The organism is Rahnella sp. R3(2024) (assembly GCF_042920125.1).
In the GTDB taxonomy this organism is placed as follows: domain Bacteria; phylum Pseudomonadota; class Gammaproteobacteria; order Enterobacterales; family Enterobacteriaceae; genus Rahnella; species Rahnella rivi.
Genome location: NZ_JBHGBU010000001.1, coordinates 3,791,720 through 3,814,002, shown reverse-complemented (window position 1 = coordinate 3,814,002; position 22,283 = coordinate 3,791,720). Strand labels below are relative to the sequence as shown.

At 49.7% G+C, this 22,283-nt stretch carries 25 protein-coding genes; 12 read left to right on the top strand and 13 right to left on the bottom strand.

Annotated features, from left to right (window positions below):
- Window positions 1–6: 6 nt before the first annotated feature.
- Entirely contained in the window at window positions 7–1,566 is a 1,560-nt protein-coding gene (locus ABSH60_RS17320; RefSeq protein WP_183846464.1) for a TerC family protein, read from the bottom strand.
- Between the two features lie 606 nt (window positions 1,567–2,172).
- Here ABSH60_RS17320 and manX point away from each other — a divergent pair.
- From manX to ABSH60_RS17300, 4 genes are all read left to right on the top strand, one after another.
- Window positions 2,173–3,135, top strand: coding sequence for a PTS mannose transporter subunit IIAB (gene manX / locus ABSH60_RS17315; protein WP_122095660.1), 963 nt, complete (start codon window positions 2,173–2,175; stop codon window positions 3,133–3,135).
- 93 nt (window positions 3,136–3,228) lie between these two features.
- A complete protein-coding gene (locus ABSH60_RS17310; protein WP_056778907.1) occupies window positions 3,229–4,026 on the top strand; it encodes a PTS mannose/fructose/sorbose transporter subunit IIC in 798 nt (265 codons plus the stop codon).
- A gap of 11 nt (window positions 4,027–4,037) precedes the next feature.
- Window positions 4,038–4,880 carry a PTS mannose transporter subunit IID gene (locus tag ABSH60_RS17305; RefSeq protein WP_056778904.1) on the top strand — a complete coding sequence of 281 codons (843 nt, stop codon included), beginning with the start codon at window positions 4,038–4,040 and terminating at the stop codon, window positions 4,878–4,880.
- 107 nt (window positions 4,881–4,987) lie between these two features.
- On the top strand, window positions 4,988–5,446 hold the full coding sequence (locus tag ABSH60_RS17300) for a DUF986 family protein (protein ID WP_056778900.1): 459 nt from the start codon (window positions 4,988–4,990) through the stop codon (window positions 5,444–5,446).
- Window positions 5,447–5,512: 66 nt separating this feature from the next.
- On the opposite strand, the gene rlmA is transcribed toward ABSH60_RS17300, so the two are convergent.
- Entirely contained in the window at window positions 5,513–6,352 is an 840-nt protein-coding gene (gene rlmA, locus ABSH60_RS17295; protein ID WP_390974983.1) for a 23S rRNA (guanine(745)-N(1))-methyltransferase, read from the bottom strand.
- A gap of 147 nt (window positions 6,353–6,499) precedes the next feature.
- Here rlmA and ABSH60_RS17290 point away from each other — a divergent pair, with 147 nt between their 5' ends.
- Complete coding sequence (locus tag ABSH60_RS17290; RefSeq protein WP_390974981.1) at window positions 6,500–7,201, top strand: laccase domain-containing protein; 702 nt, start codon at window positions 6,500–6,502, stop codon at window positions 7,199–7,201.
- A gap of 53 nt (window positions 7,202–7,254) precedes the next feature.
- Here the strand turns inward: ABSH60_RS17290 and cspE are convergent, their stop codons facing one another.
- From cspE to ABSH60_RS17275, 3 genes are all read right to left on the bottom strand, one after another.
- Window positions 7,255–7,464 (bottom strand): transcription antiterminator/RNA stability regulator CspE, encoded by a 210-nt coding sequence (gene cspE, locus ABSH60_RS17285; RefSeq protein WP_002221949.1) that lies wholly within the window; start codon window positions 7,462–7,464, stop codon window positions 7,255–7,257.
- Between the two features lie 41 nt (window positions 7,465–7,505).
- Window positions 7,506–7,622 carry a DUF2627 domain-containing protein gene (locus tag ABSH60_RS17280; RefSeq protein WP_072158134.1) on the bottom strand — a complete coding sequence of 39 codons (117 nt, stop codon included), beginning with the start codon at window positions 7,620–7,622 and terminating at the stop codon, window positions 7,506–7,508.
- Window positions 7,623–8,741: 1,119 nt separating this feature from the next.
- Window positions 8,742–9,731, bottom strand: coding sequence for an MBL fold metallo-hydrolase (locus ABSH60_RS17275; protein ID WP_390974978.1), 990 nt, complete (start codon window positions 9,729–9,731; stop codon window positions 8,742–8,744).
- Window positions 9,732–9,916: 185 nt separating this feature from the next.
- Between ABSH60_RS17275 and ABSH60_RS17270 the strand changes: the two genes are divergently transcribed.
- A complete protein-coding gene (locus tag ABSH60_RS17270; RefSeq protein WP_390974976.1) occupies window positions 9,917–10,207 on the top strand; it encodes a hypothetical protein in 291 nt (96 codons plus the stop codon).
- A gap of 61 nt (window positions 10,208–10,268) precedes the next feature.
- On the opposite strand, the gene ABSH60_RS17265 is transcribed toward ABSH60_RS17270, so the two are convergent.
- The 4 genes from ABSH60_RS17265 to mgrB form a co-directional block, all read right to left on the bottom strand.
- Complete coding sequence (locus tag ABSH60_RS17265) at window positions 10,269–10,505, bottom strand: DUF4060 family protein (protein WP_013576199.1); 237 nt, start codon at window positions 10,503–10,505, stop codon at window positions 10,269–10,271.
- A gap of 132 nt (window positions 10,506–10,637) precedes the next feature.
- Window positions 10,638–10,952, bottom strand: coding sequence for a phage protein NinX family protein (locus tag ABSH60_RS17260; protein WP_056778885.1), 315 nt, complete (start codon window positions 10,950–10,952; stop codon window positions 10,638–10,640).
- 132 nt (window positions 10,953–11,084) lie between these two features.
- Complete coding sequence (locus ABSH60_RS17255; RefSeq protein WP_136375993.1) at window positions 11,085–11,357, bottom strand: YebO family protein; 273 nt, start codon at window positions 11,355–11,357, stop codon at window positions 11,085–11,087.
- Between the two features lie 114 nt (window positions 11,358–11,471).
- Entirely contained in the window at window positions 11,472–11,552 is an 81-nt protein-coding gene (mgrB, locus tag ABSH60_RS17250; RefSeq protein ID WP_338053242.1) for a PhoP/PhoQ regulator MgrB, read from the bottom strand.
- Between the two features lie 807 nt (window positions 11,553–12,359).
- On the opposite strand from mgrB, the gene ABSH60_RS17245 reads away from it, so the two are divergent.
- On the top strand, window positions 12,360–15,053 hold the full coding sequence (locus ABSH60_RS17245) for an autotransporter outer membrane beta-barrel domain-containing protein (protein WP_390974974.1): 2,694 nt from the start codon (window positions 12,360–12,362) through the stop codon (window positions 15,051–15,053).
- Window positions 15,054–15,230: 177 nt separating this feature from the next.
- A complete protein-coding gene (locus ABSH60_RS17240; RefSeq protein ID WP_056778874.1) occupies window positions 15,231–15,467 on the top strand; it encodes a YobH family protein in 237 nt (78 codons plus the stop codon).
- Between the two features lie 61 nt (window positions 15,468–15,528).
- On the opposite strand, the gene ABSH60_RS17235 is transcribed toward ABSH60_RS17240, so the two are convergent.
- On the bottom strand, window positions 15,529–15,774 hold the full coding sequence (locus ABSH60_RS17235) for a DUF2766 family protein (protein WP_390974972.1): 246 nt from the start codon (window positions 15,772–15,774) through the stop codon (window positions 15,529–15,531).
- A gap of 203 nt (window positions 15,775–15,977) precedes the next feature.
- Between ABSH60_RS17235 and ABSH60_RS17230 the strand changes: the two genes are divergently transcribed.
- The 3 genes from ABSH60_RS17230 (at window position 15,978) to ABSH60_RS17220 (ending at window position 18,298) form a co-directional block, all read left to right on the top strand.
- Window positions 15,978–16,169, top strand: coding sequence for a YebW family protein (locus tag ABSH60_RS17230; protein WP_056778868.1), 192 nt, complete (start codon window positions 15,978–15,980; stop codon window positions 16,167–16,169).
- A 128-nt stretch (window positions 16,170–16,297) separates the two neighbouring features.
- Window positions 16,298–17,938 carry an ABC transporter substrate-binding protein gene (locus ABSH60_RS17225; protein WP_390974970.1) on the top strand — a complete coding sequence of 547 codons (1,641 nt, stop codon included), beginning with the start codon at window positions 16,298–16,300 and terminating at the stop codon, window positions 17,936–17,938.
- 144 nt (window positions 17,939–18,082) lie between these two features.
- Window positions 18,083–18,298: a hypothetical protein gene (locus tag ABSH60_RS17220; protein ID WP_122095668.1), complete on the top strand. Its 216-nt coding sequence runs from the start codon at window positions 18,083–18,085 to the stop codon at window positions 18,296–18,298.
- A 79-nt stretch (window positions 18,299–18,377) separates the two neighbouring features.
- On the opposite strand, the gene ABSH60_RS17215 is transcribed toward ABSH60_RS17220, so the two are convergent.
- On the bottom strand, window positions 18,378–18,665 hold the full coding sequence (locus ABSH60_RS17215) for a sigma-S stabilization anti-adapter protein IraP (RefSeq protein ID WP_056778857.1): 288 nt from the start codon (window positions 18,663–18,665) through the stop codon (window positions 18,378–18,380).
- A 350-nt stretch (window positions 18,666–19,015) separates the two neighbouring features.
- On the opposite strand from ABSH60_RS17215, the gene ABSH60_RS17210 reads away from it, so the two are divergent.
- Complete coding sequence (locus tag ABSH60_RS17210; RefSeq protein ID WP_056779172.1) at window positions 19,016–19,198, top strand: hypothetical protein; 183 nt, start codon at window positions 19,016–19,018, stop codon at window positions 19,196–19,198.
- 51 nt (window positions 19,199–19,249) lie between these two features.
- On the opposite strand, the gene ABSH60_RS17205 is transcribed toward ABSH60_RS17210, so the two are convergent.
- A complete protein-coding gene (locus ABSH60_RS17205; protein ID WP_217204892.1) occupies window positions 19,250–20,755 on the bottom strand; it encodes a sensor domain-containing diguanylate cyclase in 1,506 nt (501 codons plus the stop codon).
- Between the two features lie 241 nt (window positions 20,756–20,996).
- Window positions 20,997–22,250 carry an NADP-dependent isocitrate dehydrogenase gene (icd, locus tag ABSH60_RS17200; RefSeq protein WP_056778851.1) on the bottom strand — a complete coding sequence of 418 codons (1,254 nt, stop codon included), beginning with the start codon at window positions 22,248–22,250 and terminating at the stop codon, window positions 20,997–20,999.
- Between the last annotated feature and the right edge of the window lie 33 nt (window positions 22,251–22,283).

The window sequence follows — 22,283 nt, the reverse complement described above, 5'->3', positions numbered from 1 at the left end:
CCGCGGTTACTGGTCTTCTTCCCACCCGTTTTCAGACTGAATTTTCGTTATCCGTACACGCTCAATACGGTAATCCGTCACTTCGAGGATTTCAAAGTGCAGCGACGCCATATCAATCACTTCACCGGCCACAGGCATCTGACCTGATTTCGACAACAGCAGCCCCGCCAGTGATGCAAAATCATCGTCCGGGCTGACCAGCGTGTTGATGTCCAGGATCTGCTGCAACAGATGTAAATCCGTGCCCCCTTTGGCAATCCAGGCGTCGCCATCAGCAATCACGTCAGGCGTTTCATCTTCATCAGGGAATTCACCGGCAATCGCCTCCAGCACATCCAGCGGCGTAACCAGCCCCTGAATCACACCAAACTCGTTGCTGACCACCACCAGACGCCCTTTCGCTTTGCGCAGCACCGCCAGCAGATTGATGACATCCATGGTTTCCGGCACCACGATGGGCGGCGTTTTTTCGGCAAAGGCCACGATACTTTCACCGTTTTCCAGCGCCACCAGCAGATCCTTCGCACGCACCACACCGATCACGTCATCCAGCGAATGGCGGCAAATCGGGAACAGGCTGTGCGGCGTATCCAGCAACTGACTGCGGATTTCTGCCGGAGAACGTTCGCAGTCCACCCAGGATATTTCGGTACGCGGCGTCATAATGCTGCGCAGTGAGCGTGATGCCAGCGTCAGAACGCCGGTGATCATGTGTCGCTCTTCTTCAGCAAAGGTCTCATTCGCAGGCAGTTCATCACCGGAAGGTTCATCTTCATTCTGATGCTGGCGTTTCCCGCCCATCAGACGCTGAATCGCCTCGGCGGTACGTTCACGCATCGGCCTGGTGGACTGGCTTTTCAGGAAGTTACGACGGGCAATCTGGTTAAACAATTCAATCAGAATGGAGAAACCAATCGCAGCGTACAGATAACCTTTCGGAATGTGGAAGCCAAAACCTTCCGCAATCAGGCTCAGACCGATCATCAGCAGGAAGCTGAGACACAGCACCACCACCGTCGGATGATTGTTCACAAAGCGCGTCAGCGATTTCGACGCCATCAGCATGACGCCCATGGCAATGATAACCGCCGTCATCATGACGTAGAGGTTATTCACCATGCCGACCGCCGTGATCACCGCATCGAGAGAGAAGACGGCATCCAGCACCACAATCTGGGCAACGACCGACCAGAAGCTGGCGTACCCACGATTTTGTGAACCGTGCTCTTCATGCCCTTCCAGCCTTTCATGCAGCTCTGTCGTCGCCTTGAACAGCAGGAAAACCCCGCCGAGTAACAGGATCAGATCACGACCAGAGAAACTAAACTGAGCAATGCTGAACAGCGGCGTGGTCAGTTTGACCATCCACGAAATCAGCGACAGCAGACCTAAACGCATAATCAGGGCTAATGACAAGCCGATGATACGCGCTTTATCACGCTGTTTTGGCGGCAGTTTGTCCGCAAGAATGGCAATAAAGACCAGATTGTCGATACCCAGAACAATTTCCAGTACGACAAGTGTCAGCAAACCGACCCATATTGAAGGGTCCATCAAAAATTCCATGTCAGACTCCGCAATGAGTTAAAGAAAAAAGACGCAAAGAAACGCGATTCGCTGAGCATTCATACGCCCGGCAAAAAGTTTTAACTGGATAACTCACAGATGAAAGCGGTTTCAGTGCGGCAAAAATCAGGCCCATTGGGGCGGATTTGCCGGTATTGATGAGGTGAAGAAGCGAAGAATAGTGACGTCGGTGACAGTCCATAGGGAGGGCTGAGGCCCGGTACTCCTGTTCAATTATTTGGAAAATCACTTTATCAGGAATGATTATCAGGGGAAAGTATGATCTTTTACCTCCAGCATCATTCTGAAACATCTATGCTGTTTTATTGTGCACGTGAAAGCGTATTCACAATACGTCGTTGAATAACGGACAGTCGTCACAAAAATTATTTTTTCACACACTAAAATAAATCACGTTGCACAACCTGTTGAGGTTCTGCTGTTTTACTGTTTATCAGTGTTATCAGAAATTAACGGACGTTCTTTGAGTTGAGTCTCATGCAGGGAATGCCCTGTCCGCCTCAGGAATAAAAACGGGCGGATGTCATCGTCAGCACCATTACTTATGTGCATAACTCTTTACGGAGTTAACAGAGGAGGTAGCGAGTGAGTATTGCTATTATCATCGGCACGCACGGGTCAGCAGCTGAGCAGTTGCTGAAAACAGCGGAAATGATTTTAGGTGAACAGGATAACGTCGCCTATATCGATTTCGTACCCGGCGAGAACGCCGAAACCCTGATCGAAAAGTACACGGCAAAGTTGGGTGGTTTAGACACCAGCAGCGGCGTCCTTTTCCTGGTCGACACCTGGGGTGGCAGCCCGTTTAACGCCGCCAGCCGCATTGTTGTCGATAAGGAAAATTACGAAGTTGTCACCGGTGTGAATATCCCAATGCTGGCAGAAACGTTCATGGCACGTGATGACAACCCCTCTTTCGCAGAGCTGGTTGCCATCGCAGTGGAAACCGGACGTATTGGCGTGAAAGCGCTGAAAACCCCGGAACCTGCCACCGAAGCGCCTGTCGCCGCACCTGTGCCAAAAAAAGCCGCCCCGGTTCAACCTTCCGGCCCGAATGACTACATGAAGATCGGTCTTGCCCGTATCGATGACCGTTTGATCCATGGCCAGGTAGCGACCCGCTGGACCAAAGAAACCAACGTCAACCGCATTATTGTTATCAGCGATGAAGTCGCTGCCGATACCGTGCGTAAAACGTTGCTGACTCAGGTTGCTCCTCCTGGTGTTACCGCACACGTTGTTGATGTGGAGAAAGCTATCCGTGTCTACAACAACCCAAAATACGCAGGCGACCGTGTGATGTTGCTGTTCACCAATCCAACCGACGTGTTGCGTGTGGTGGAAGGTGGCATAAAGATTACGACCGTCAATATCGGTGGTATGGCATTCCGTCAGGGTAAAACCCAGGTGAATAATGCCGTGTCCGTCGACGAGAAAGATATCGAAGCATTCAAAAAACTGGATGCCAAAGGTATTGAACTTGAAGTGCGTAAAGTGTCCTCGGATTCACGTCTCAAGATGATGGATCTTATTAATAAGATGAATTAATAAGCACATGCCTTTCGGGCAGATGACCTCAACGTTATCTGTACCTTATGTGTTTGTTTTTACTCAGCGTCCTTTGGTCATAGGAGAAGTGCAATGGAGATCACCACACTACAAATTGTGCTGATATTTATTGTTGCATGTATTGCCGGGATGGGTTCGATTCTGGATGAGTTCCAGTTTCACCGTCCGTTAGTTGCCTGTACTTTGATCGGTTTTGTTCTGGGTGATGTTAAAACCGGGATCATCATCGGCGGTACTTTGGAAATGATCGCTTTGGGCTGGATGAACATCGGTGCTGCTGTTGCGCCAGATGCTGCTCTCGCTTCTATCATCTCGACCATTCTGGTTATTGCCGGCGGACAGTCTGTCGGTGCGGGTATCGCGCTGGCGATCCCTCTGGCAGCTGCCGGCCAGGTATTAACCATTATCGTTCGTACCATCACCGTTGCCTTCCAGCACGCTGCTGATAAAGCCGCTGAGAAAGGGAATCTGAGCGCCATCACCTGGATCCACGTTTCGGCACTGGTTCTTCAGGCAATGCGTATCGCCATTCCAGCCGTGATTGTTGCTGTTTCTGTGGGTACTGCCATCGTTCATGATCTGCTGGCATCGATTCCGGAAGTGGTCACCAACGGCCTGAATATCGCGGGTGGTATGATTGTTGTTGTCGGTTACGCCATGGTCATCAACATGATGCGTGCTGGCTACCTGATGCCTTTCTTCTACCTCGGTTTCGTCACTGCGGCATTCACTAACTTCAACCTGGTTGCACTGGGTGTAATTGGTGTGGTGATGGCAGTGCTTTACATCCAGTTGAGCCCGAAATACAACAAATCTGCGCAAGCAGCGGCGGCTCCGGGTGTTAACGATCTCGATAACGAATTGGATTAAGGGTGAAGGACATGGTTGATAAAACTGAAGTTAAAAAACTCACGGCAAGCGACATTCGCGGTGTGTTTATGCGCTCCAACCTTTTCCAGGGGTCATGGAACTTCGAACGTATGCAGGCTCTGGGCTTCTGCTTCTGTATGGTGCCTGCAATTCGTCGTCTCTATCCTGAAAATAACGACGATCGCAAAGCGGCGATCAAACGCCATCTGGAATTCTTCAACACTCATCCTTACGTTGCAGCGCCTGTTTTGGGTGTAACGCTGGCGATGGAAGAACAGCGTGCCAACGGCGCACCTATCGACGACGCAGCCATCAATGGTCTGAAAGTCGGTCTGATGGGGCCTCTGGCCGGTGTGGGTGACCCGATTTTCTGGGGTACTGTGCGTCCGGTGTTTGCTGCGCTGGGTGCAGGTATCGCGATGACCGGGAGTCTGCTCGGACCGTTGCTGTTCTTTATTCTGTTCAACGTAGTGCGCCTGCTGACCCGTTATTACGGCGTGGCATATGGCTATAAAAAAGGTGTCGATATCGTTAGTGATATGGGTGGCGGCTTCCTGCAAAAACTGACTGAGGGGGCGTCGATTCTCGGCCTCTTTGTCATGGGGGCGCTGGTTAACAAATGGACCCACGTTAACATCCCGCTGGTGGTATCGAAAATTACCGACCAGACAGGCCACACCACAGTTACCACGGTACAGACGATTCTGGACCAGCTGATGCCAGGTCTGGTGCCATTGCTGCTGACCTTCGGCTGTATGTGGTTGCTGCGTAAGAAAGTGAACGCGTTGTGGATCATCGTTGGCTTCTTCGCCATCGGTATCTTCGGTTACTGGATTGGCCTGTTAGGTCTCTGATAACCACAAGCCGGGGGATCACTCCTCCGGCTTTTTTATTGCCTTAATTTGCCCATTTCTGATTTTATTTAGTTTTGCCTGTTGGCAGTGAGCTGGAGTTTTTTTTCATGTCCGTGACCGATATCGTCCTCGTCCTCTTCATCGTGCTGCTGCTGGCTTATGCCATTTACGACGAATTCATCATGGGAACCCGCAACGGAAAAACACGTCTGAGAGTCAATCTCCGACGCCGTAACAAACTGGATTCCATCATTTTTATTGGTCTGCTGGCGATACTGCTTTACAACAATATTCAGGCGAATGGCACGCCTTTGACTAATTACCTGTTGATCGGCCTGGGGCTGGTCGCGTTCTACCTTTCTTTTATTCGCTGGCCAAAGTTGCTGTTCAAACCTGCGGGTTTTTACTTCGCCAATGCGTTCATTACCTACGACCGGATCCGCGGCATGAACCTTTCAGAAGATGGCGTGCTGGTGTTTGAACTGGAACAGAAGAAGTTATTGATTCGCGTAAACGAGTTGGACGATCTGGAAAGGATTTACAAAATCATGGTTGAAAATCAATAGACTGACCTTCAACCACTGAATGCCGTGAGCGGACTGACGCCGCACAGTGCGACGCTCAGACTGAAATTATGACTGGCCGCTCTCGTCATCCGCTTTACGCTGGTACAACCTGATAACGAAGTCAGTTTCACACTCGAAAGCCTGCTCTGCCTTGAGATTTTTCATCACCTCTTCGGTGGCACGCCACGCAAAGGGCGTCATCTGCAATAAATCAAATGCCTCCGCGCCGTTAAGCTGCATGCCGTAAGCCAGAGACTCCGTCGCCACGCGCTCGAATCCTTCCAGCTGTTCATCCAGTTCAGCATGCAGTTGCACATCCTGATAAATCAGCCCTTTCAGCTGATAAAGATGACGTGGCCCCGGTGCGACGGTTAACACTATGCCACCCGGTTTTAACGTGCGGTGAAGCTCCTGAGCCTTACACGGCGCGTAGATACGCACCACAGCGTCCAGCGAGGCTGCGGCGAAGGGTAAGCGGTGGCTGGAGGCGACACAGAATGACACAGCGTGGTAGCGCTTGGCCGCATAGCGAATCGCGACTTTTGCCACATCCAGACCAAACACTTTCATCGCACGCGTTTGCATCAGGCGCTCTGCGATGGCCGTGGTGTAATACCCTTCTCCGCATCCGATGTCGAGTAGCGTAACGGCACTTTGCGGCAACACATCATCAAGAATGGTCACCAGACGGTCGCGCAGCGGCTGATAATGACCGGCGTCCAGAAAAGCACGTCGCGACATCATCATTTCGGTGCTGTCCCCCGGTTGCTTCGAACGCTTGTGCTGCACGGGCATCAGATTGACGTAGCCTTCCTTTGCATGATCGAACTGATGATTTTCCGGGCAACGCCATTGCTGGCCGGTCAGCTCAAGAGGCTGGAAACAAAGTGGACACTGATAAGTCATGCGGGAAACCTGCAAGGAAAGTCTGAGGGGGCGAATATTCGCAATAAGGTTAAGTCTAAAGAAGGCGACTTGCGGTTGCAACTGCTGGAAAATCGGGTGGAAAGCCAGCTACACTGGTGCCATAACATTTTATTAACGAGACTTGAGATGAGTGACAGCTCAGCCTTACTCCGTCAAATCCCCGGTATTCTTCATGGTTTCGGCGACAAACGTGCCCTGCTTCCCGTCGGGTTACAACCTTATGAGGCCACCCGTCCGGTAAAAAAACAGGTGCATGGCGTCAGGATTGTGGATGTCTCCCGGCCAGGGCAAGCCTGTGGTGAAGCTGATGGGCTTTTCACGTCCACACCCGGCATTCTTCTGACTGTGTACACAGCTGACTGCCTGCCGGTCATTTTCAGCCGTAAAGATGGTCAACACATCGGGGTGGTGCACGCCGGCTGGCGCGGGCTTATCGACGGGATTCTGGAGCAGGTCGCGGCCCGCATTACGCTGTCAGGCGATACCGCCGACTGGGTTGCCTCAGTTGGCCCGGCGGCGGGGGCCTGCTGCTATGAAGTCAGCCAGGAGCTGAACGATACCTTTATACAGCGCCTCGATTTGCCTGCGTCGCTGATTTCTCCCCGGCCGCGTCATCTTGATTTAGCCGCTATTGCACAAGCCAAGTTACGCGCACTCGGTTTCACTGAAACAGACCGTGCAGGCCGTTGTACCATTTGTACGCTTGATGAAACCGGACAAGGGTTCCACTACACCAGTTTTCGTCGCAACAGCCATCAGCGTGCGTTGAATCCATCGCATCCCGGCATCAGCGGGCGAAATCAGCAGTCGGGGATCATCATCCTCTGAATGCCGGACACAAAAAAACCCGCCTTAGCGGGTTTTTTTACAGCTGACGCTGCTTAGATTGCAGTTACGTTAACTGCAGACGGGCCTTTCTGGCCGTCCTGGATTTCGAACTCTACGTTCTGGCCTTCAGCCAGAGTTTTGAAGCCATTACCCTGGATTGCAGAGAAGTGTACGAACACGTCTTTGCTGCCGTCAGCAGGAGTAATGAAACCGAAACCTTTAGACTCGTTGAACCACTTAACTTGACCTTTGATCTTTGCCATCTTGAGTATTTCCTTTGGATTGTTTAAACCGCCCGTAGGCGTTACATAGACAAACTAGAGTCGTTACTGCTTGAGGCACTAAGATAAGAATCGGCAGAGAAGCGGTATTCAACGTGAACGTCTTTACTCAGAACTTCTATACTGAAAATGCCACACATATACAGAACTGTACCTCGTTTTACCCAGAAGCGTTATCACATACTCTGAATTCGATGGCAAGCCATTTTTAATCAGCGATGGACATGTCGCACATATTTGAGCCGCTTAATGGCACTTCGTGTTCAGTTAAGCTGAAATATGTTGATAGACATGCTTTTTTCTGCTTTACAGGCACAGCGGTATATCAAACAAAACAATAACGACCTTTTTCGATTATTGATCATTTAATGCAGAACCGTAAGCGTAAAAAACATCTTTATTTGAATTTTTATGGAGAAACTGACTACAGAAGCCTTACACATCAGCCTTCAGCGCCACTTCCACGGGCAGGCTGCTGACAGTGAAGCCGGTTACCGGTGCGACCCGAACTTAAACCCTCCTCCCTTTCGGCGCAATTTTTGTCCCCACCTGCATTGTGACTGGTTATGCAATAATCAATAAGGCCATCGATGAATAAAATGGTGCAATAAAAACAAGGAAAAGAAATAAATGCACCTTAACTGTGCGTCTTCAGAGGGGCACAGATATTATTGCTTCAGAATTTTTCCTGAAGGCTTCCAATTCCAGAAACCCTGTTCACAATATGTATATTACTTACTCAGCGTTTTTTACATTATAATGAATTAAATTTTGCGACTTAGTTAAATTAGCATTAACATTTCGCCTGTTATTTGAGCAGCCTTATTCAATAATAAAATATCATTATAATTAATAATTATTTAATACCGTGACCTGCCTCGCAAAAAATCTATTTTCCCGAACACAATCGGGTGGAGACTTTTGCGTCTGAACTTGCTGCATAGCTCACTGTAAAACCCGCGAAAAATCCCGTCTGCGGCAGCTCCGGTACGCTTCTCTGTTCCGGTTCAGCACAAATCTCTTTGTCTGTAAGCGTTAAGCGATGTCTTGCGGTGATAAACACCCTATTTCACTGTCAGACATGCCAATATCCTGTCTGCACTGCTTTCCAGAAAACGCTATTTAGCGTTGTTTATTATAAATACTAACAATTCATTAACCCCTTCATTGATTAAGGTGAAGCATTACCGCCGCTCAGGTGATAATACTTCTCATTAATAAACATAATCCCTCAGGCGTGATGAGCAACATTCCTGCTTTCACTCTTTAGATATGCTGGCTCCCATTTTTAATGGCCTAAAATTCATATCTGGATTAACGCTTTGAGCAATCGCCTGGGTTAATTCCTTTAAGGGCTGATCAAGGGATTCATCCGCTAATTCAAAAACGCCCCAATGGATCGGCACAGCTTTGTGACAACGCAGTTCTGAAAACACCCCGACAGCCTGCTGCGGATCCATATGCTGCGCGCTCATGAACCATCTTGGTGCATAAGCACCTATCGGAATGGCCGCCAAATCGAAGGGGCCCAGTCGCTGCCCTATCACTTCAAACTGATTGCTGTAACCACTGTCGCCAGAGAAATAAAAGCGCATTGCCGGATGTGCAACCACCCAACCACACCACAGAGACTGATTGCGATCCCAGGGCGTCCTCATGCTCCAGTGGCGCGCCGGTACGGCTGAAAACGTCATTTCGCCAAACTGCCGTTCCTCCCACCAGTCAAACTCCTCCACAAACTTAGCGCCGCGTTTTTCCAGCCATCTTTTCATACCGAGAGGCACCATAAACTGTACCTGCGGGAAACGACGCAACAGTTTTTGCACCGTGGTTTTATCCAGATGGTCATAGTGATTATGTGAAAAAAGCACCACATCAATGGGAGGGAGTTGGCTGACCGCCGCCGGAACCGGCGTTTTACGTTTGGGGCCGTAAAACCTCAACGGCGAAGCCCGTTCTGAAAGCGCCGGGTCCGTGAGAATGTATCGCCCCGCAACGCGTAACAACAAACAGGCATGGCCCAGAAACCATAATCGGTCATCAGTGCCGCTGAAGTCGGCCTGTTGCCACCATTGATCAATAAAATGATCATAGCCTTTCTCCGGCGGGACAGGCAGTTGCTGCGCTTTCCGCTCCTGCTGCCAGCGTTTCAAATCGCCCTTCTGGCGATTATGTGGCTCGATGTTGGTGAAGCCTTCGGGCGTGTGATGACTTTTGGACGGATCGTAATACGGATTTTTACCCGGCATATAACTCCTGATGATTATCATTCAAGGGGCGTCAGTGCCTCCTTTATCCGGATTAATTATCATACTTCCCGATATCACCACAGGCTAAAAGTGCAACATTGTGTGGGACTGCGAGTGGAGGAGTGAGTTAAGAAGATCTTAATAACTCTGTGTTTAACTGGTGACGTTCAAAAAGGAGGACATTTATGACCCGGAATACAACCGATCGCCGCAGCTCATTTTCTGCGCGTTTGACCCATATTATGCAAATTCAGACGCAATACGGACGCTTATGGCTTCGCTCCCGCTTTCGCCGGATGAGCGTTCCGCCAGCCCTTAAGCTTGTCACATTCGCTGTTTTCAGCCTGCTGATACTGGCGCTGACGGGAACAATGCTGCTGATGTTTGATCTTATCGCGATGGTTTTCCGCCCGCTAAAGCGCCCTTTCCCGCGCGGCGGTTTCCGTCAGCCCCCTCTCATCAGGAAAGCCCTGTAAAACAAAAACCGTGCAGGAAGAGCCCGGCACGGTTTGAAGTAAAATTGATGTACGCTGATTATCAGGCAGGCATACCGCAAAGTTTGGTCAGATTTCTGGCTCCGATCATGAGAGTAGCAACATAGGATTGTCTGCGGGTCACCACTTCTACCGCAACACGCGCATCTTTATATTTGATGAGATAAGTCGAAGGCCAACCCTGACGCCGTTTGCCATAGGCTTTTTCATGACTGTCGATAGCTGCGTGAGCAACCACCAGATGGGAGAGAGTTTTATCACCTTTAATGATGCGCTTCATAATGGACTCCGCCTTAGACACAACTGTCAAAATGAGGAAACATTAATCACTTGATACTCATCGCTTTGCGCGACGCTTATTCGAATCACTTCTTTGCAAAACCTTGTCACAATCTGAGTATCTCTGCGCTTTTTACTCTGCGCAAGCCTTACTTTCTTTACTTAGCAGGAAACAGACCATGGCTGCCCGCAATGGACGTTTACTTTGCGCCTGCCACTGGCCATGAGGGCTTTGAATTTCTGCAAGCCAAAGAGGATCGCTCTGTAACTCTTTAAAATTTATGCTGATTTTGTTGGCGCAAATAATAGGCCACGCGTCGGAGGGGTTGTTGCAATAATCTTTGCCTTTGATGCCGCCGTAGGGATACCACTTCTCAGGCTCTTCCCCGGTCAGTAAGGCGATACTGTGGTTTACATCGGTGTCGTTTTCTTCAGACCATTTAATCATCGGTTCTTCCCTCTCACAGAGCACATGCGTGGAGACTACCGGATGATTAAGACAGATTTATGAAGGGAAGGTCCAGGCGGTCATGAGCAAATGAAGGGTAAAAACCCGCACGGGGCGGGTCAGTAAAACCACTTATCTTTCAGGAATAAAGCCGCGCAGGCTGAGAGCGGAATCCTCTTCTGCGTCTACAACAGGCTCGGCGCCTTTTGCCCTGGCGGTCAGGATCTTGAGTAACTCCGTTTGCTGACGTTGCTGCTCAGCAATTTCCTGAAGCAATTCAATCTGCTGGTTTGCCCTGACACTGGCCCGGCTAACAAAGAACCAGACCAATAAGAATAACAGCGCTGAAAGTGCACACAGCGCCAATGAAGCCAGGCTGTTTTGGCCCATAGCGAAATCAAACATTTACGACCCTACCACTGGATGTTCTGAGCGCACATCTTATCATTCCCGGCGGGACAGGGAAGTGGATCACAAAAAAACAGGAATTTCTTACGCAGGGCTCACGGCTGGCGGCGTTTAAAAAGGGATAAATGAGGTGATGGCACACACGCCGAGGTCAAAGTTCCCCCCCTGATCGCAGTAGCTGTTGAGCGCCATCAGGTAAAGGCCAACGCAAATAAGCAGGAAAAGAACGAACACGACGATCTTCCTGAACTTGAAAACAGGTTTTTTCAATTTGATTGCGGTTCTCTTCTGGTTTACTGCGCGTCTGTCAGGGCTCAATGGCAACGTCCAACATGATATGGAACAGATTTCCATAGTACGACGGAAATCTTAAACAACGATATAACGAAGCGCGGCCTTTTGCACACAGATTGGCGTGAAATAATCACGTACGTAAATCATACATAAAAATGCATAATTCTTATCAATATATTGCCCCCTAACCTGCTTGATCTGAATCAAATAAAAATGAATCTCTCTGCTTCGCGCTCTGTTCATTATTTCATTGCGTTGTTTCCTGAAAAGAGATTTTTTTAATCAATTTATATTCACGCGGATTTCCAAATAATAAAAACTGAATAAACCGAAAATAATTTCATCCTGAAAATGGTTCAGTGCTGACTGAGCGCCTTATTCTCTGGTCAACTCCCCGGTGCATCATGATTTTTATTTCGCGCCCTCTCACACTTTAAAGCAAGCTATAACTACCATTTGGAAATTATAGGGAAATACGCTGCTTTAAATAACATAAATAAACATCAGTTCCTTTTTACGTATAAAAAAATAATTCGATTTTCCCTCTGTTTTCTTTGAACTTATTTATTGAATTACACACCTCATTAAAATATTATCCCGCCGTCGAACAGGTCTTCTGTCTCTTCGTTATATAAATGAAAGCATAATAACCGGGGTCATTCCCGGTTGATTCATGCTGATGATTTTTTGTTGAGGGATTAATAAATGCATGCATGGAATAAAAAGTTCTTCGTTTCTAAAATAGCGCTGGCCTGCGCTGTTGCAGTCGCTGCACCTGCGGCGATGTCAGCCGACATCTCCGGTACCGTATATGACACGTTCTATCATGACTCTACGCTGGCGAATCATATTGGCTATCGTGGTTATGCGGATAATGATGGTGCAGATAACGGTTACGTTGGCGGAGACATCTACTCTTCAATCAATAATGCTGTGGTGAACGGCGTTATCTCAACTCACTATTTGGGCTTTGATAACGGCACAAATAATACGCTCAATATCACTAACACTACCGTCAACGGCATGATCACCTCAGAGTGCATGACCACTGATTGCGGTACTGCACGAAATGATTATGATCAGTCTCCATTACAGCTGACTATCGATAGCTCTACCATTAATGACACATACGAACATTTCGACTACGACGTTACTGATGCTAATAAAGTTCGTGACCATGAAACCCTGAATACTTATGACATGGGTGTGGCCGTGACATTGGATCAGGAAAGTAATATCGTCATCCAAAATAACTCACACGTTGCTGGCATTGCGCTGTCGCAAGGTTACGAATGGGTTGATACCGACGTCAATAACGCGAACACGTTCGATAATAACCTGACCGTTAATGATTCCGTGCTGACTTCCGGTTCTTATACCGAATTGCAGACCAGCGGATTCTACGGTCAGTCTGACAAGCCAAGCGATTACGGTAATATCAGTGCAAATGGCATTGCTGCTGACGATGTCGCCTTATCGGTTGTCGCCAATGCCACAGCTGATAATGCGATGAAAACCAATGCTGTTTTCAATAATTCCACGATCACAGGCGATGTTTCTTTCGTCAGTACCTTTGATGAAAACTATTATCCTGGTGGCCACGACAACAATGCTGATGGGGTGCCGGACAGTAATGGCTGGGACGACACTGACGAACTGAACCTGACGCTGAATAACGGCAGTAAATGGGTCGGTGCGGCAATCTCTGACGTTGAGGCAGATGCCTATCTCTATGACCGCTCAGCTAACAGCATCTGGCCTGGATCTGTCTTAAGCGACACAACGGGTTACCTGATTGGCAAAGATGTTTACCAAAGCGGCCTGTTTAATATTGCTCTGGATAATGGTTCAGAATGGGACACGACCAAGATGTCTAACGTAGACAATCTGACCGTAGACCACAAATCACAAGTCAATGTTGCTGAGTCTGGCTTGCTGGCGGACAACATTTCCCTGGCTAACCAATCCAGCCTGAAAATCGCTGCACATGGTGCAGTCTATACCAATGCCCTGAACCTGAACTCAGGCAGTAAAACGACGCTGACTGAAGAATCAGCCTCCTTGTATGCCAATACCGTCACCGTAGGCAACGGTTCTGAGCTGAATTTAGGCGCAGGCCAGGTTGATACGCACAATATGGTGCTGACCGACGACGGTACGTTTAACACCGGCAGCCGCGAATATGTGCTGAACGCCGACCTGAACAATGCACGTGACAAAACTGCCGCTGATTATGTTTACGACCGCGGTACTATCGGCATGAATTCCGATGGTCACCTGGCCGTAAATGGTGTGGCGGACGGTAACTATCAGGTGCGTATCAACAACGCAACGGGCGAAGGCCGTGTAGCGGATTACCAGAACAAAGAGCTGATCCGCACTTATGGGGGTAACTCCTCCTTCACCCACGCAAATTCCGCTGATCTGGGCGCCTACAAATATCAGGCACAACAAGTTGGCGATACCGTGGTTCTGGCTAAACAAGGCATCACGTCTACTGCGAACGCTGCGCTGAGCCTGCCTTCTTCCAACGCTGCAACCTGGCATATAGAGCAGGATACCCTGAGCAACCGTATGGATAGCTCTCGTCATACCCAGGGTAATGACAAAGGCGGCGTCTGGGTGAATTACTTCGGTGGTCAGCAGAACGGTGACAATGGCGTTGTTGATTACGATCAGGACGTTAACGGCATCATGGTCGGCCTTGATACCGTGACAGAAGGTGGCGGCGATCGTCAGTGGCTGGTGGGTATGGCGGCAAGCTTCGCGAAATCCAGCCTTTCTATGGATGATGCAGACGCAGACACTGACAGCCAGTCAGCTCGCGTTTACTCCAGCCTGGACTTCAAAAATGGCGTATTCATTGATACCTCTCTGAGCTACAGCCACTTCAGCAACTCGACTGACAGCACCATGAGCGATGGTCAGCAGGTTTCTGGCGATAGCACTACCGATGCCTGGGGCTTTGGCCTGAAAGCCGGTTATGACTGGAAATTCGCGCCACAAGCTTACCTGACACCTTATGCAAGTATCACAGGTGTGTTCATCGGCGATGACGACTACAGCATGAGCAACAACATGAAAGTCAGCGATCAGGCCTATGACAGCATGCGTTACGAACTGGGTGGGAATATCGGCTACACCTTCGATCTGGGTGCCGATCAGGCGATCAGCCCTTATGCAACGCTGGCGTATGTCTATGAAGATGCCAATAACGATGCAGATATCAACGGTGACCGTATCGACAACGGTATCGATGGTTCCGCAGTGCGTGTTGGTTTAGGTGGACAGTTCGATATGAGCAAAAACTTCACCCTTTACGCAGGCGCTAACTACCTTGGCGGCAGCGATGTTGACCAACCCTGGGCTGCAGATCTGGGTATGAAATACCGCTGGTAAGTGCTGTTCTGAATTGACGCAGTGACATCAATTGGCTCCTTTACAGGGGCCAATTTTTTGCTTTGACATAAAGAAAGCCAGATTAAGACTCTGCTGAGATGACAACGCACCAGAAATAACATCTACTCTGTTTATCAATATCCTGAATGTCAGGATAGATAATCAGGAGTTTCTCGAATGAGTGTTATCAAAGCCATTATTGTGCTGGCCGTTATTTATGCGATTTTTCTGTTTTCGGGCTACGGTGTTACCGTTGGCAGCAGTGAAAATGCAGCGGGCTTAGGCCTTAAATGTCAGTATCTGACGGCCAGAGGGATTGTCAGCTCGCAGTACATTCATTCGGACAGCGGCGTGATTGGCGTGGCGAATTGCCCGATTTTCAAGCAAATGGGTGAAGTGGTCGATAATAAATAACGCAGGCTTTCCGATCTTCCACGTTGTGATGCCCGTCTTACAGGCATCACAACGTTGGATATCAGCTGTCGTGTTTCGTGAATTTAAGCTCGATGAGTGAAATCGCTTTTTCGATAGCACGTTTGGTCACCGGATCAGCTCCAGCCGGGTGATGATTAAAATCGATACTTTTTAACTGATGAGACATTTTGTCGCGCACTTCAGCAGGCGCAATAATCTCAATCACATCCAAAATTTGCTTAATCACCAACTGGCAGGCGACCAGATCAGACTCATATTCTTGTTCTCTGGTTAAAGTGTCAGACATCGGGTGCTCCTTTCATCAAGATCATTCGTAAAAATTATGGCCGCGAGGATATCACGCTCTCTGATTAAATTCTCGCTACGCTAAATAACAGCCCCGCCCGCCCGCTTCAGCGAACAATTAAACAGCAAACAAACATCGACATATGTTGTTAACGGCAGAATGCTTCTATGCTTACCCTTGCGGGAAAAGGAAGGAGGAGCGCTATGTTTGCACTTGTGTTGACCATTTGTTATCTGGGAGGGGGCTGCGAAGAATTTGTCGTGGATGCCTTTAATACTCAGCAACAATGTACCCTCGCGATGCAACAACAGGGGCTGCGTCAGGCAGGTTGTTATCCTATCGAAGATTTCATCGATGGTTACTGGATCCCTGCGCATGACAATGCTGACTTTTGATGCAGTGCGTGAGCATTCACAGAGTCACTACTAATAATCTCATAAAGATTGCTAAACTGCCCGAACAACGGTATGAATACCCTGTTACTCATTGATATTTAACCATATTGACAGGGCAGGAAATGGCAATGACGATACGTAAAACTTATGGCTGCTTTAAAAAGCTACCGCTCGCACTCCTTCTTTCAACCAGCTTTCTGACTTCTTTTTCTACCTGGGCCGCGAATGTTCCCGCAGGCGTCGAACTGGCTGCAAAACAAGAAATTGTCCGCAATAACGGCAGCGAACCGGCATCACTGGATCCGCACAAAGTAGAAAGCGACGTTGAATTCAATATTCTCAGTGACCTGTATGCCGGGCTGATTACGATTGACGACAACGGCAATGCACAGCCTTCGCTGGCGGGCAGTTGGGAAACGAAAGACAACATCACCTGGGTCTTCCATCTTCGTCCCGGGATTGTCTGGTCTGATGGGAAGCCGATCACCGCGCAGGATGTGGTTTTCAGCTGGCAACGCCTGATCGATCCAAAAACCGCCTCACCTTATGAAAGCTACCTCGGCAGCATGCATGTGCTGAATGCGGGCGACATTATTGGCGGCAAAAAAAAGCCGGACCAGTTGGGCATCAAAGCGCTTGATAAACAGACCCTTGAAATTACCCTCGATCAGCCGCTCTCCTACTTCCTCGGTATGCTCGCCCACCCTTCGCTCTCGCCGATAAGTCAGGCCGATGTGGAGAAGTTCGGAGATAAATGGACGCAGCCAGGCAATATGGTCAGCAGCGGACCGTTCAAACTGGATACCTGGACAGTCAATGAACGCATCACTGCCGTCCGCAACCCTACCTACTGGGATAATTCGCACACGGTGATCAACAAGGTCACCTATTTACCTATCGCTTCTCCGACTGCGGACGTAAACCGATTCAAGGCCGGAGAAATCGACATTACGGCAACCATACCTGCAACCCTGTTTGCCTCACTGAAGAAAGAGCTGGGTTCGCAGGTGCATGTCAGCCCTTACCTTGCCGTTTACTACTACGCAATGAATACCCAAAAGCCGCCATTCAACGATGTTCGCGTGCGTAAGGCGCTGAATCTGGCGATCGATAAATCCATTATCGCCGATAAAGTATTGGGCCAGGGACAAACGCCGGCCTGGCACTTGTCTCCGGATAACACGGGTGGGTTTACTTTCGCAAAACCGAAAGAAGCCAGTCTGACGCAAGAGCAACGTAATGAAGAAGCGAAGAAACTGCTGAAAGAGGCGGGCTTTGGCCCTGATCATCCGCTTAAATTCAACCTGCTTTACAACACTTCAGAATCACATCAGCGCATTGCTATCGCAGCAGCCTCGATGTGGAAAAAGAACCTTGGGGTGGATGCGACATTGCAGAATCAGGAATGGAAAACCATGCTCGATACCATGCATCAGGGCACCTATGACGTTGTCCGTTATGCCTGGATTGCAGACTACAACGAGCCATCCACCTTCCTGAATACCCTGCGTACCGGCAACAGTGAAAACACACCGAAATTCAGCAATGCTGCGTACGACAAAGCGCTGGATGATGCGCTGAAGGCCACCGACAAAGCCGATGTCGGTAAGGCTTATCAGCAAGCCGAGGAAGTGCTTACAGAGCAATCACCGGTCATTCCGTTGTACCACTATGTCAGCCCGCGGCTGGTGAAACCTTATGTCGGCGGTTTCAAAGATAACCTGCTGAACTACGTCTACACCAAAGATCTTTATGTGATTAAGCACTAACGCGTCCCGGCCTCTTCCACTCACCCGGTGGAAGAGGCATCACAATTTTGCGCCACTTATCTCATACGCTTTCACCTCGCCCCCTCTTTGCCACCTGCGACTCAGATGATAGATTGTACGTAAATCACACAAACGGGAGCGATGATGAAATTCTCGGAAAGTGAGATACAACCACTATGGGATGAAGTTGCGCGGATTATTGGCGACGGCGTGATTCAGATGCGCCACAGAGGCGAGCCTCTGAGCGTTGATGCGCTGATTGGGTATCTTGATGGGCAACTGGCCAGCGCAACCGGCGTTCAGCGCCGGATACTGCTTGGTGCGGCGATCAATATGCTCAAAGCAGACCGCCGCTCATGATCCCAGACACACAAAATCCTCGTCACCTTTCCCGATGACGAGTCTGATAAATTACGACGTCGTGCGACGTTACGTCACGTTATTTAGACTGCGCAGCGCGGCCTTGTGCAAACAGGAAAATGCGCTGAGTAATGTCATCCGCGCCGAGAATATTCCCTTTCTGCTCCAGATTAGCCCTGGCATACGCCATGTCGTGAGCCTGATCGACCATATTGATCACCCGGTCACGCGTGGATTTATCAAGTGTTCCTAACAGCGTCGTCAGAATGGCCTGATAAGCGTTTGAGGCGTAAGTGAGCTGCTTTTCACGTTGTTCCAGCGCGTCAATGCGAACCATCAGGGCCTGCAATTGTTCTTGATGCGTCATAGCGGCATCCTTCTTCACGGGTGGAAATAACCGGAGACAGCAGAGAAGGAGGATCTCCGCCGGTTACTTTTCTAAGTTTAGCAGAGTTATGAAAAGGAACGCCTTACCCGACACTTCGCCAATGTAAACCTTACATCAATGAGCCTTTTAGCCCCTCTGACAGATGTAACAGTGACTTATCTCAAACTCCCCGTCAGCAAAGCCCCGTTCCGGCCCAACCGGTAACAACGGCAGTAACTGCTTACAGATGCCGAAATGACAACGTGCAACCCGATGTGACATTTTCTGGCTCAGCACTATTTGTTCATTCAGGGGGATATGTGGGTAAGAAAACAATTTTTGTCGCAATCATGGCGGGCATGTTGCTGACCAGTTCATTTGCTCAGGCAGCAGGATGCCTGAAGGGGGCGGTGGTGGGTGGCGTGGCCGGACATCTTAAACATCACGCGGTGCTCGGCGCCGTGGCCGGGTGTGCCGTGGGGCATCATCTGGCAGCGCAGGCGAAAAAGCAGCAGGCTTCGGCGGCAAAATAACGCATGAACATCAGGGCCGGTGTTGCCCTGATGTTCATCGCGCAACCGGGATTATTGCGAAATCACTACGCGATTGCGCCCTTCTTTCTTAGCTCTGTACAGCGCTTCATCCGCGCGCTTCAGCGCTTTGTCAGGCTCGCCCTGTTGCTGATTCCAGTACGCGACGCCGAGGGAAATGGTGATCGGCTGAATGCCTGGCAACATCAGCGTTTCTACATTTTGCCGCAGACGTTCAGCAATCATTCCCGCTTCTGCAAGCGGCGTTCCCGGCAGCAAGACCAGAAACTCTTCGCCCCCCACACGGCACAAAATATCGCTTTCACGCGCACTGTGACGAATCTGCTCAGCCAGTGACTTGATCACTTCATCGCCGATATCATGGCCATAAGAGTCGTTAATTGCCTTAAAGTGATCGATATCGAGCGTGATGGCGGAAAACTGCTGACGCAGTTGTACAACGCTTTCGAGCGTCATCGCCAGCCCCCGGCGGTTGAACAAACCGGTCATCGGGTCAGTCTGTGTTTCAAATTTCAGCTTGCCGATTTTCTTTTGCAGCAGGCTGATGCCAATCAGCAACGCGCGCTTGAGCTGCGTAGATTCGAAATACCAGGAAGGAATTTCGCGAATATTGCTCGAAACATCCGGCTTATCCATCTCATTGGCGCTACGCGCAAGCAGCCAGAGAGGCCGCGCGATTAATCGGGAGAATAGCCAGACAATCAACAGCGTGACAATCGCCAGTGGCGTCAGATGCCGGAGAACTTTATACATCAGCCCCTCAAGCGGTTTTAGCGTGGCGTCGGTAGGGCGCTGCGTGACAATCTCCCACCCCGATGACGGAACCACCGCATACCCGGCCAGCATCGCCTTACCGGCGAGGTTAGTGACCATCAGGCTACCGTTGGCACTGCTTTTTGGCGCCTCCGTCAGAGGGCGCGGCTTGACCACTTCTCCGACACGATTTGCATCCGGGTGATAAAGAATGCGCCGTTCATTATCAAGCACGGCGATATAGGAACCATCGCGGTAATAATGCTCGCCCAGCAGCTCGTTGAGGATGCTTTTCTGCCGCAAATAAATGGTGCCGCCAATGTAGCCCAGGTATTCCCCTTGCTCAGAGACTACCGGCGTTGAAATAACGATCACCAGGTTTTTAGCCAGAGAAATATAGGGTTTGCTGATCATTGGCCGCCGCATTTTGAGGGCTTCCAGCGCGCCCGGCGTGTTCACCGTATGGCCGATAAGTTGCAGACTGTCAGGCGAGGTCGCGAGGATCTTTCCTTTCATGTTGGTGATCACGACCGAGTTAAAACTGTCGGTCTGATACTTCAGACGGGCGGTTTCTGCCTGCAATATTTTGGGATCGTCGAAATGACTCGCTGCGATAACACTGCTGTAAGCGAGCTGCTTTTGCATGCTTTTCAAAAACTGTTCAGTGCTGGCCGCCAGTTTTGCGGCATAGACACGGTTCTCTTCAAGCGTATTGTCGATTAACAACTGGCGCTGGACGCTGTAGCTGGCATAGAAGCTGTTCGCCAGCGTCACGAAGGCGCTCATGACGGCTAAACTGAGGATCAGGCGTCGAAGATCGATACGAAACAAGGAGTTGGAAAGGAATAAGCGCAACGAGAATTCAATCCACTGTCAAAAAAGTGGCTCATATTTAACACCCGCGGCCCGGATGCACAATAAGGCTGAAAAAATAAACAATAAGCCCCTGAAAATGAGATAAAAAAAGGGAACCCTCAGGTTCCCTCAGATAGCGTTAATCAGGCATCAGATTCTGATGACTGTCAGCTTACATATTGGCGATCATGTCGTCGGCAAACTCGCTGCATTTACGCAGCTTAGCGCCTTCCATCAGACGTTCGAAATCGTAAGTCACGGTTTTAGCCGCGATTGCGCCTTCCATGCCTTTCACGATCAGGTCTGCCGCTTCGAACCATTCCATATGACGCAGCATCATCTCTGCAGACAGAATGATGGAACCTGGGTTCACTTTATCCTGACCCGCATATTTCGGTGCCGTACCATGGGTGGCTTCGAACAGCGCGCAATCAGAACCGATGTTTGCGCCCGGTGCGATACCGATGCCGCCAACCTGTGCCGCCAGGGCATCAGAGATGTAGTCACCGTTCAGGTTCATACAGGCAATAACGTCGTATTCAGCAGGACGCAGCAGGATCTGTTGCAGGAAGGCATCAGCGATGACGTCTTTGATGATGATGTCTTTACCATTGTTCGGGTTCTTGATTTTCACCCACGGGCCGCCATCGATCAGCTCACCGCCGAACTCTTCACGCGCCAGCTGGTAGCCCCAATCCTTGAAGGCACCTTCGGTGAACTTCATGATGTTGCCTTTGTGAACCAGCGTCAGTGAATCACGATCGTTAGTGATGGTGTATTCAATCGCCGCACGAACCAGACGCTTGGTGCCTTCTTCGGAGCAAGGTTTGATGCCGATACCGCATTCCTGTGGGAAACGGATTTTCTTCACACCCATTTCGTCTTGCAGGAATTTGATCACTTTGTCGGCTTCAGCAGAGCCGGCTTTCCATTCGATACCCGCATAGATATCTTCGGAGTTTTCACGGAAGATCACCATATCGGTATCTTCCGGACGTTTAACCGGGCTTGGCGTGCCGGTGTAATAACGCACCGGACGCAGACAGATGTACAGATCGAGCTGCTGGCGAAGGGCTACGTTCAGGGAGCGAATGCCGCCGCCAACTGGCGTAGTCAGTGGGCCTTTGATAGCAACACGGTAATCACGGATCAGATCCAGAGTTTCTTCTGGCAGCCATACGTCTTTGCCGTACAGTTCTACTGATTTCTCACCGGTGTAGATTTCCATCCAGGAGATTTTACGCTCACCTTTGTAGGCTTTCTGAACTGCCGCATCAACAACCTTGATCATGGCTGGAGTCACGTCAACGCCGATACCATCACCTTCGATGAATGGGATCACAGGATTATTAGGAATAACCAGTTTACCCTGAGCGTCTACTGTAATCTTTTTACCTTCAGCCGGAACAACTACTTTGCTTTCCATTAACCTCTCCTTCGAGCGCATTTTTGTTAAAAA

What these genes read in the sequence shown, in the direction of transcription:
- ABSH60_RS17280 (WP_072158134.1), bottom strand. Translation starts at nt 7,622, where the DNA reads ATGTGTGGCATTTTCAGTATAGAAGTTCTGAGTAAAGACGTTCACGTT.
- ABSH60_RS17275 (WP_390974978.1), bottom strand. Translation starts at nt 9,731, where the DNA reads ATGCCGGGTAAAAATCCGTATTACGATCCGTCCAAAAGTCATCACACG.
- rlmA (WP_390974983.1), bottom strand. Translation starts at nt 6,352, where the DNA reads ATGACTTATCAGTGTCCACTTTGTTTCCAGCCTCTTGAGCTGACCGGC.
- ABSH60_RS17255 (WP_136375993.1), bottom strand. Translation starts at nt 11,357, where the DNA reads ATGTTTGATTTCGCTATGGGCCAAAACAGCCTGGCTTCATTGGCGCTG.
- icd (WP_056778851.1), bottom strand. Translation starts at nt 22,250, where the DNA reads ATGGAAAGCAAAGTAGTTGTTCCGGCTGAAGGTAAAAAGATTACAGTA.
- ABSH60_RS17220 (WP_122095668.1), top strand. Translation starts at nt 18,083, where the DNA reads ATGAAATTCTCGGAAAGTGAGATACAACCACTATGGGATGAAGTTGCG.
- ABSH60_RS17240 (WP_056778874.1), top strand. Translation starts at nt 15,231, where the DNA reads ATGAGTGTTATCAAAGCCATTATTGTGCTGGCCGTTATTTATGCGATT.
- ABSH60_RS17270 (WP_390974976.1), top strand. Translation starts at nt 9,917, where the DNA reads ATGACCCGGAATACAACCGATCGCCGCAGCTCATTTTCTGCGCGTTTG.
- ABSH60_RS17230 (WP_056778868.1), top strand. Translation starts at nt 15,978, where the DNA reads ATGTTTGCACTTGTGTTGACCATTTGTTATCTGGGAGGGGGCTGCGAA.
- ABSH60_RS17265 (WP_013576199.1), bottom strand. Translation starts at nt 10,505, where the DNA reads ATGAAGCGCATCATTAAAGGTGATAAAACTCTCTCCCATCTGGTGGTT.
- ABSH60_RS17290 (WP_390974981.1), top strand. Translation starts at nt 6,500, where the DNA reads ATGAGTGACAGCTCAGCCTTACTCCGTCAAATCCCCGGTATTCTTCAT.
- ABSH60_RS17245 (WP_390974974.1), top strand. Translation starts at nt 12,360, where the DNA reads ATGCATGCATGGAATAAAAAGTTCTTCGTTTCTAAAATAGCGCTGGCC.
- ABSH60_RS17210 (WP_056779172.1), top strand. Translation starts at nt 19,016, where the DNA reads ATGGCGGGCATGTTGCTGACCAGTTCATTTGCTCAGGCAGCAGGATGC.
- ABSH60_RS17300 (WP_056778900.1), top strand. Translation starts at nt 4,988, where the DNA reads ATGTCCGTGACCGATATCGTCCTCGTCCTCTTCATCGTGCTGCTGCTG.
- ABSH60_RS17320 (WP_183846464.1), bottom strand. Translation starts at nt 1,566, where the DNA reads ATGGAATTTTTGATGGACCCTTCAATATGGGTCGGTTTGCTGACACTT.
- ABSH60_RS17260 (WP_056778885.1), bottom strand. Translation starts at nt 10,952, where the DNA reads ATGATTAAATGGTCTGAAGAAAACGACACCGATGTAAACCACAGTATC.
- mgrB (WP_338053242.1), bottom strand. Translation starts at nt 11,552, where the DNA reads ATGGCGCTCAACAGCTACTGCGATCAGGGGGGGAACTTTGACCTCGGC.
- ABSH60_RS17305 (WP_056778904.1), top strand. Translation starts at nt 4,038, where the DNA reads ATGGTTGATAAAACTGAAGTTAAAAAACTCACGGCAAGCGACATTCGC.
- ABSH60_RS17310 (WP_056778907.1), top strand. Translation starts at nt 3,229, where the DNA reads ATGGAGATCACCACACTACAAATTGTGCTGATATTTATTGTTGCATGT.
- ABSH60_RS17205 (WP_217204892.1), bottom strand. Translation starts at nt 20,755, where the DNA reads ATGAGCGCCTTCGTGACGCTGGCGAACAGCTTCTATGCCAGCTACAGC.
- ABSH60_RS17235 (WP_390974972.1), bottom strand. Translation starts at nt 15,774, where the DNA reads ATGTCTGACACTTTAACCAGAGAACAAGAATATGAGTCTGATCTGGTC.
- cspE (WP_002221949.1), bottom strand. Translation starts at nt 7,464, where the DNA reads ATGGCAAAGATCAAAGGTCAAGTTAAGTGGTTCAACGAGTCTAAAGGT.
- ABSH60_RS17225 (WP_390974970.1), top strand. Translation starts at nt 16,298, where the DNA reads ATGACGATACGTAAAACTTATGGCTGCTTTAAAAAGCTACCGCTCGCA.
- ABSH60_RS17215 (WP_056778857.1), bottom strand. Translation starts at nt 18,665, where the DNA reads ATGACGCATCAAGAACAATTGCAGGCCCTGATGGTTCGCATTGACGCG.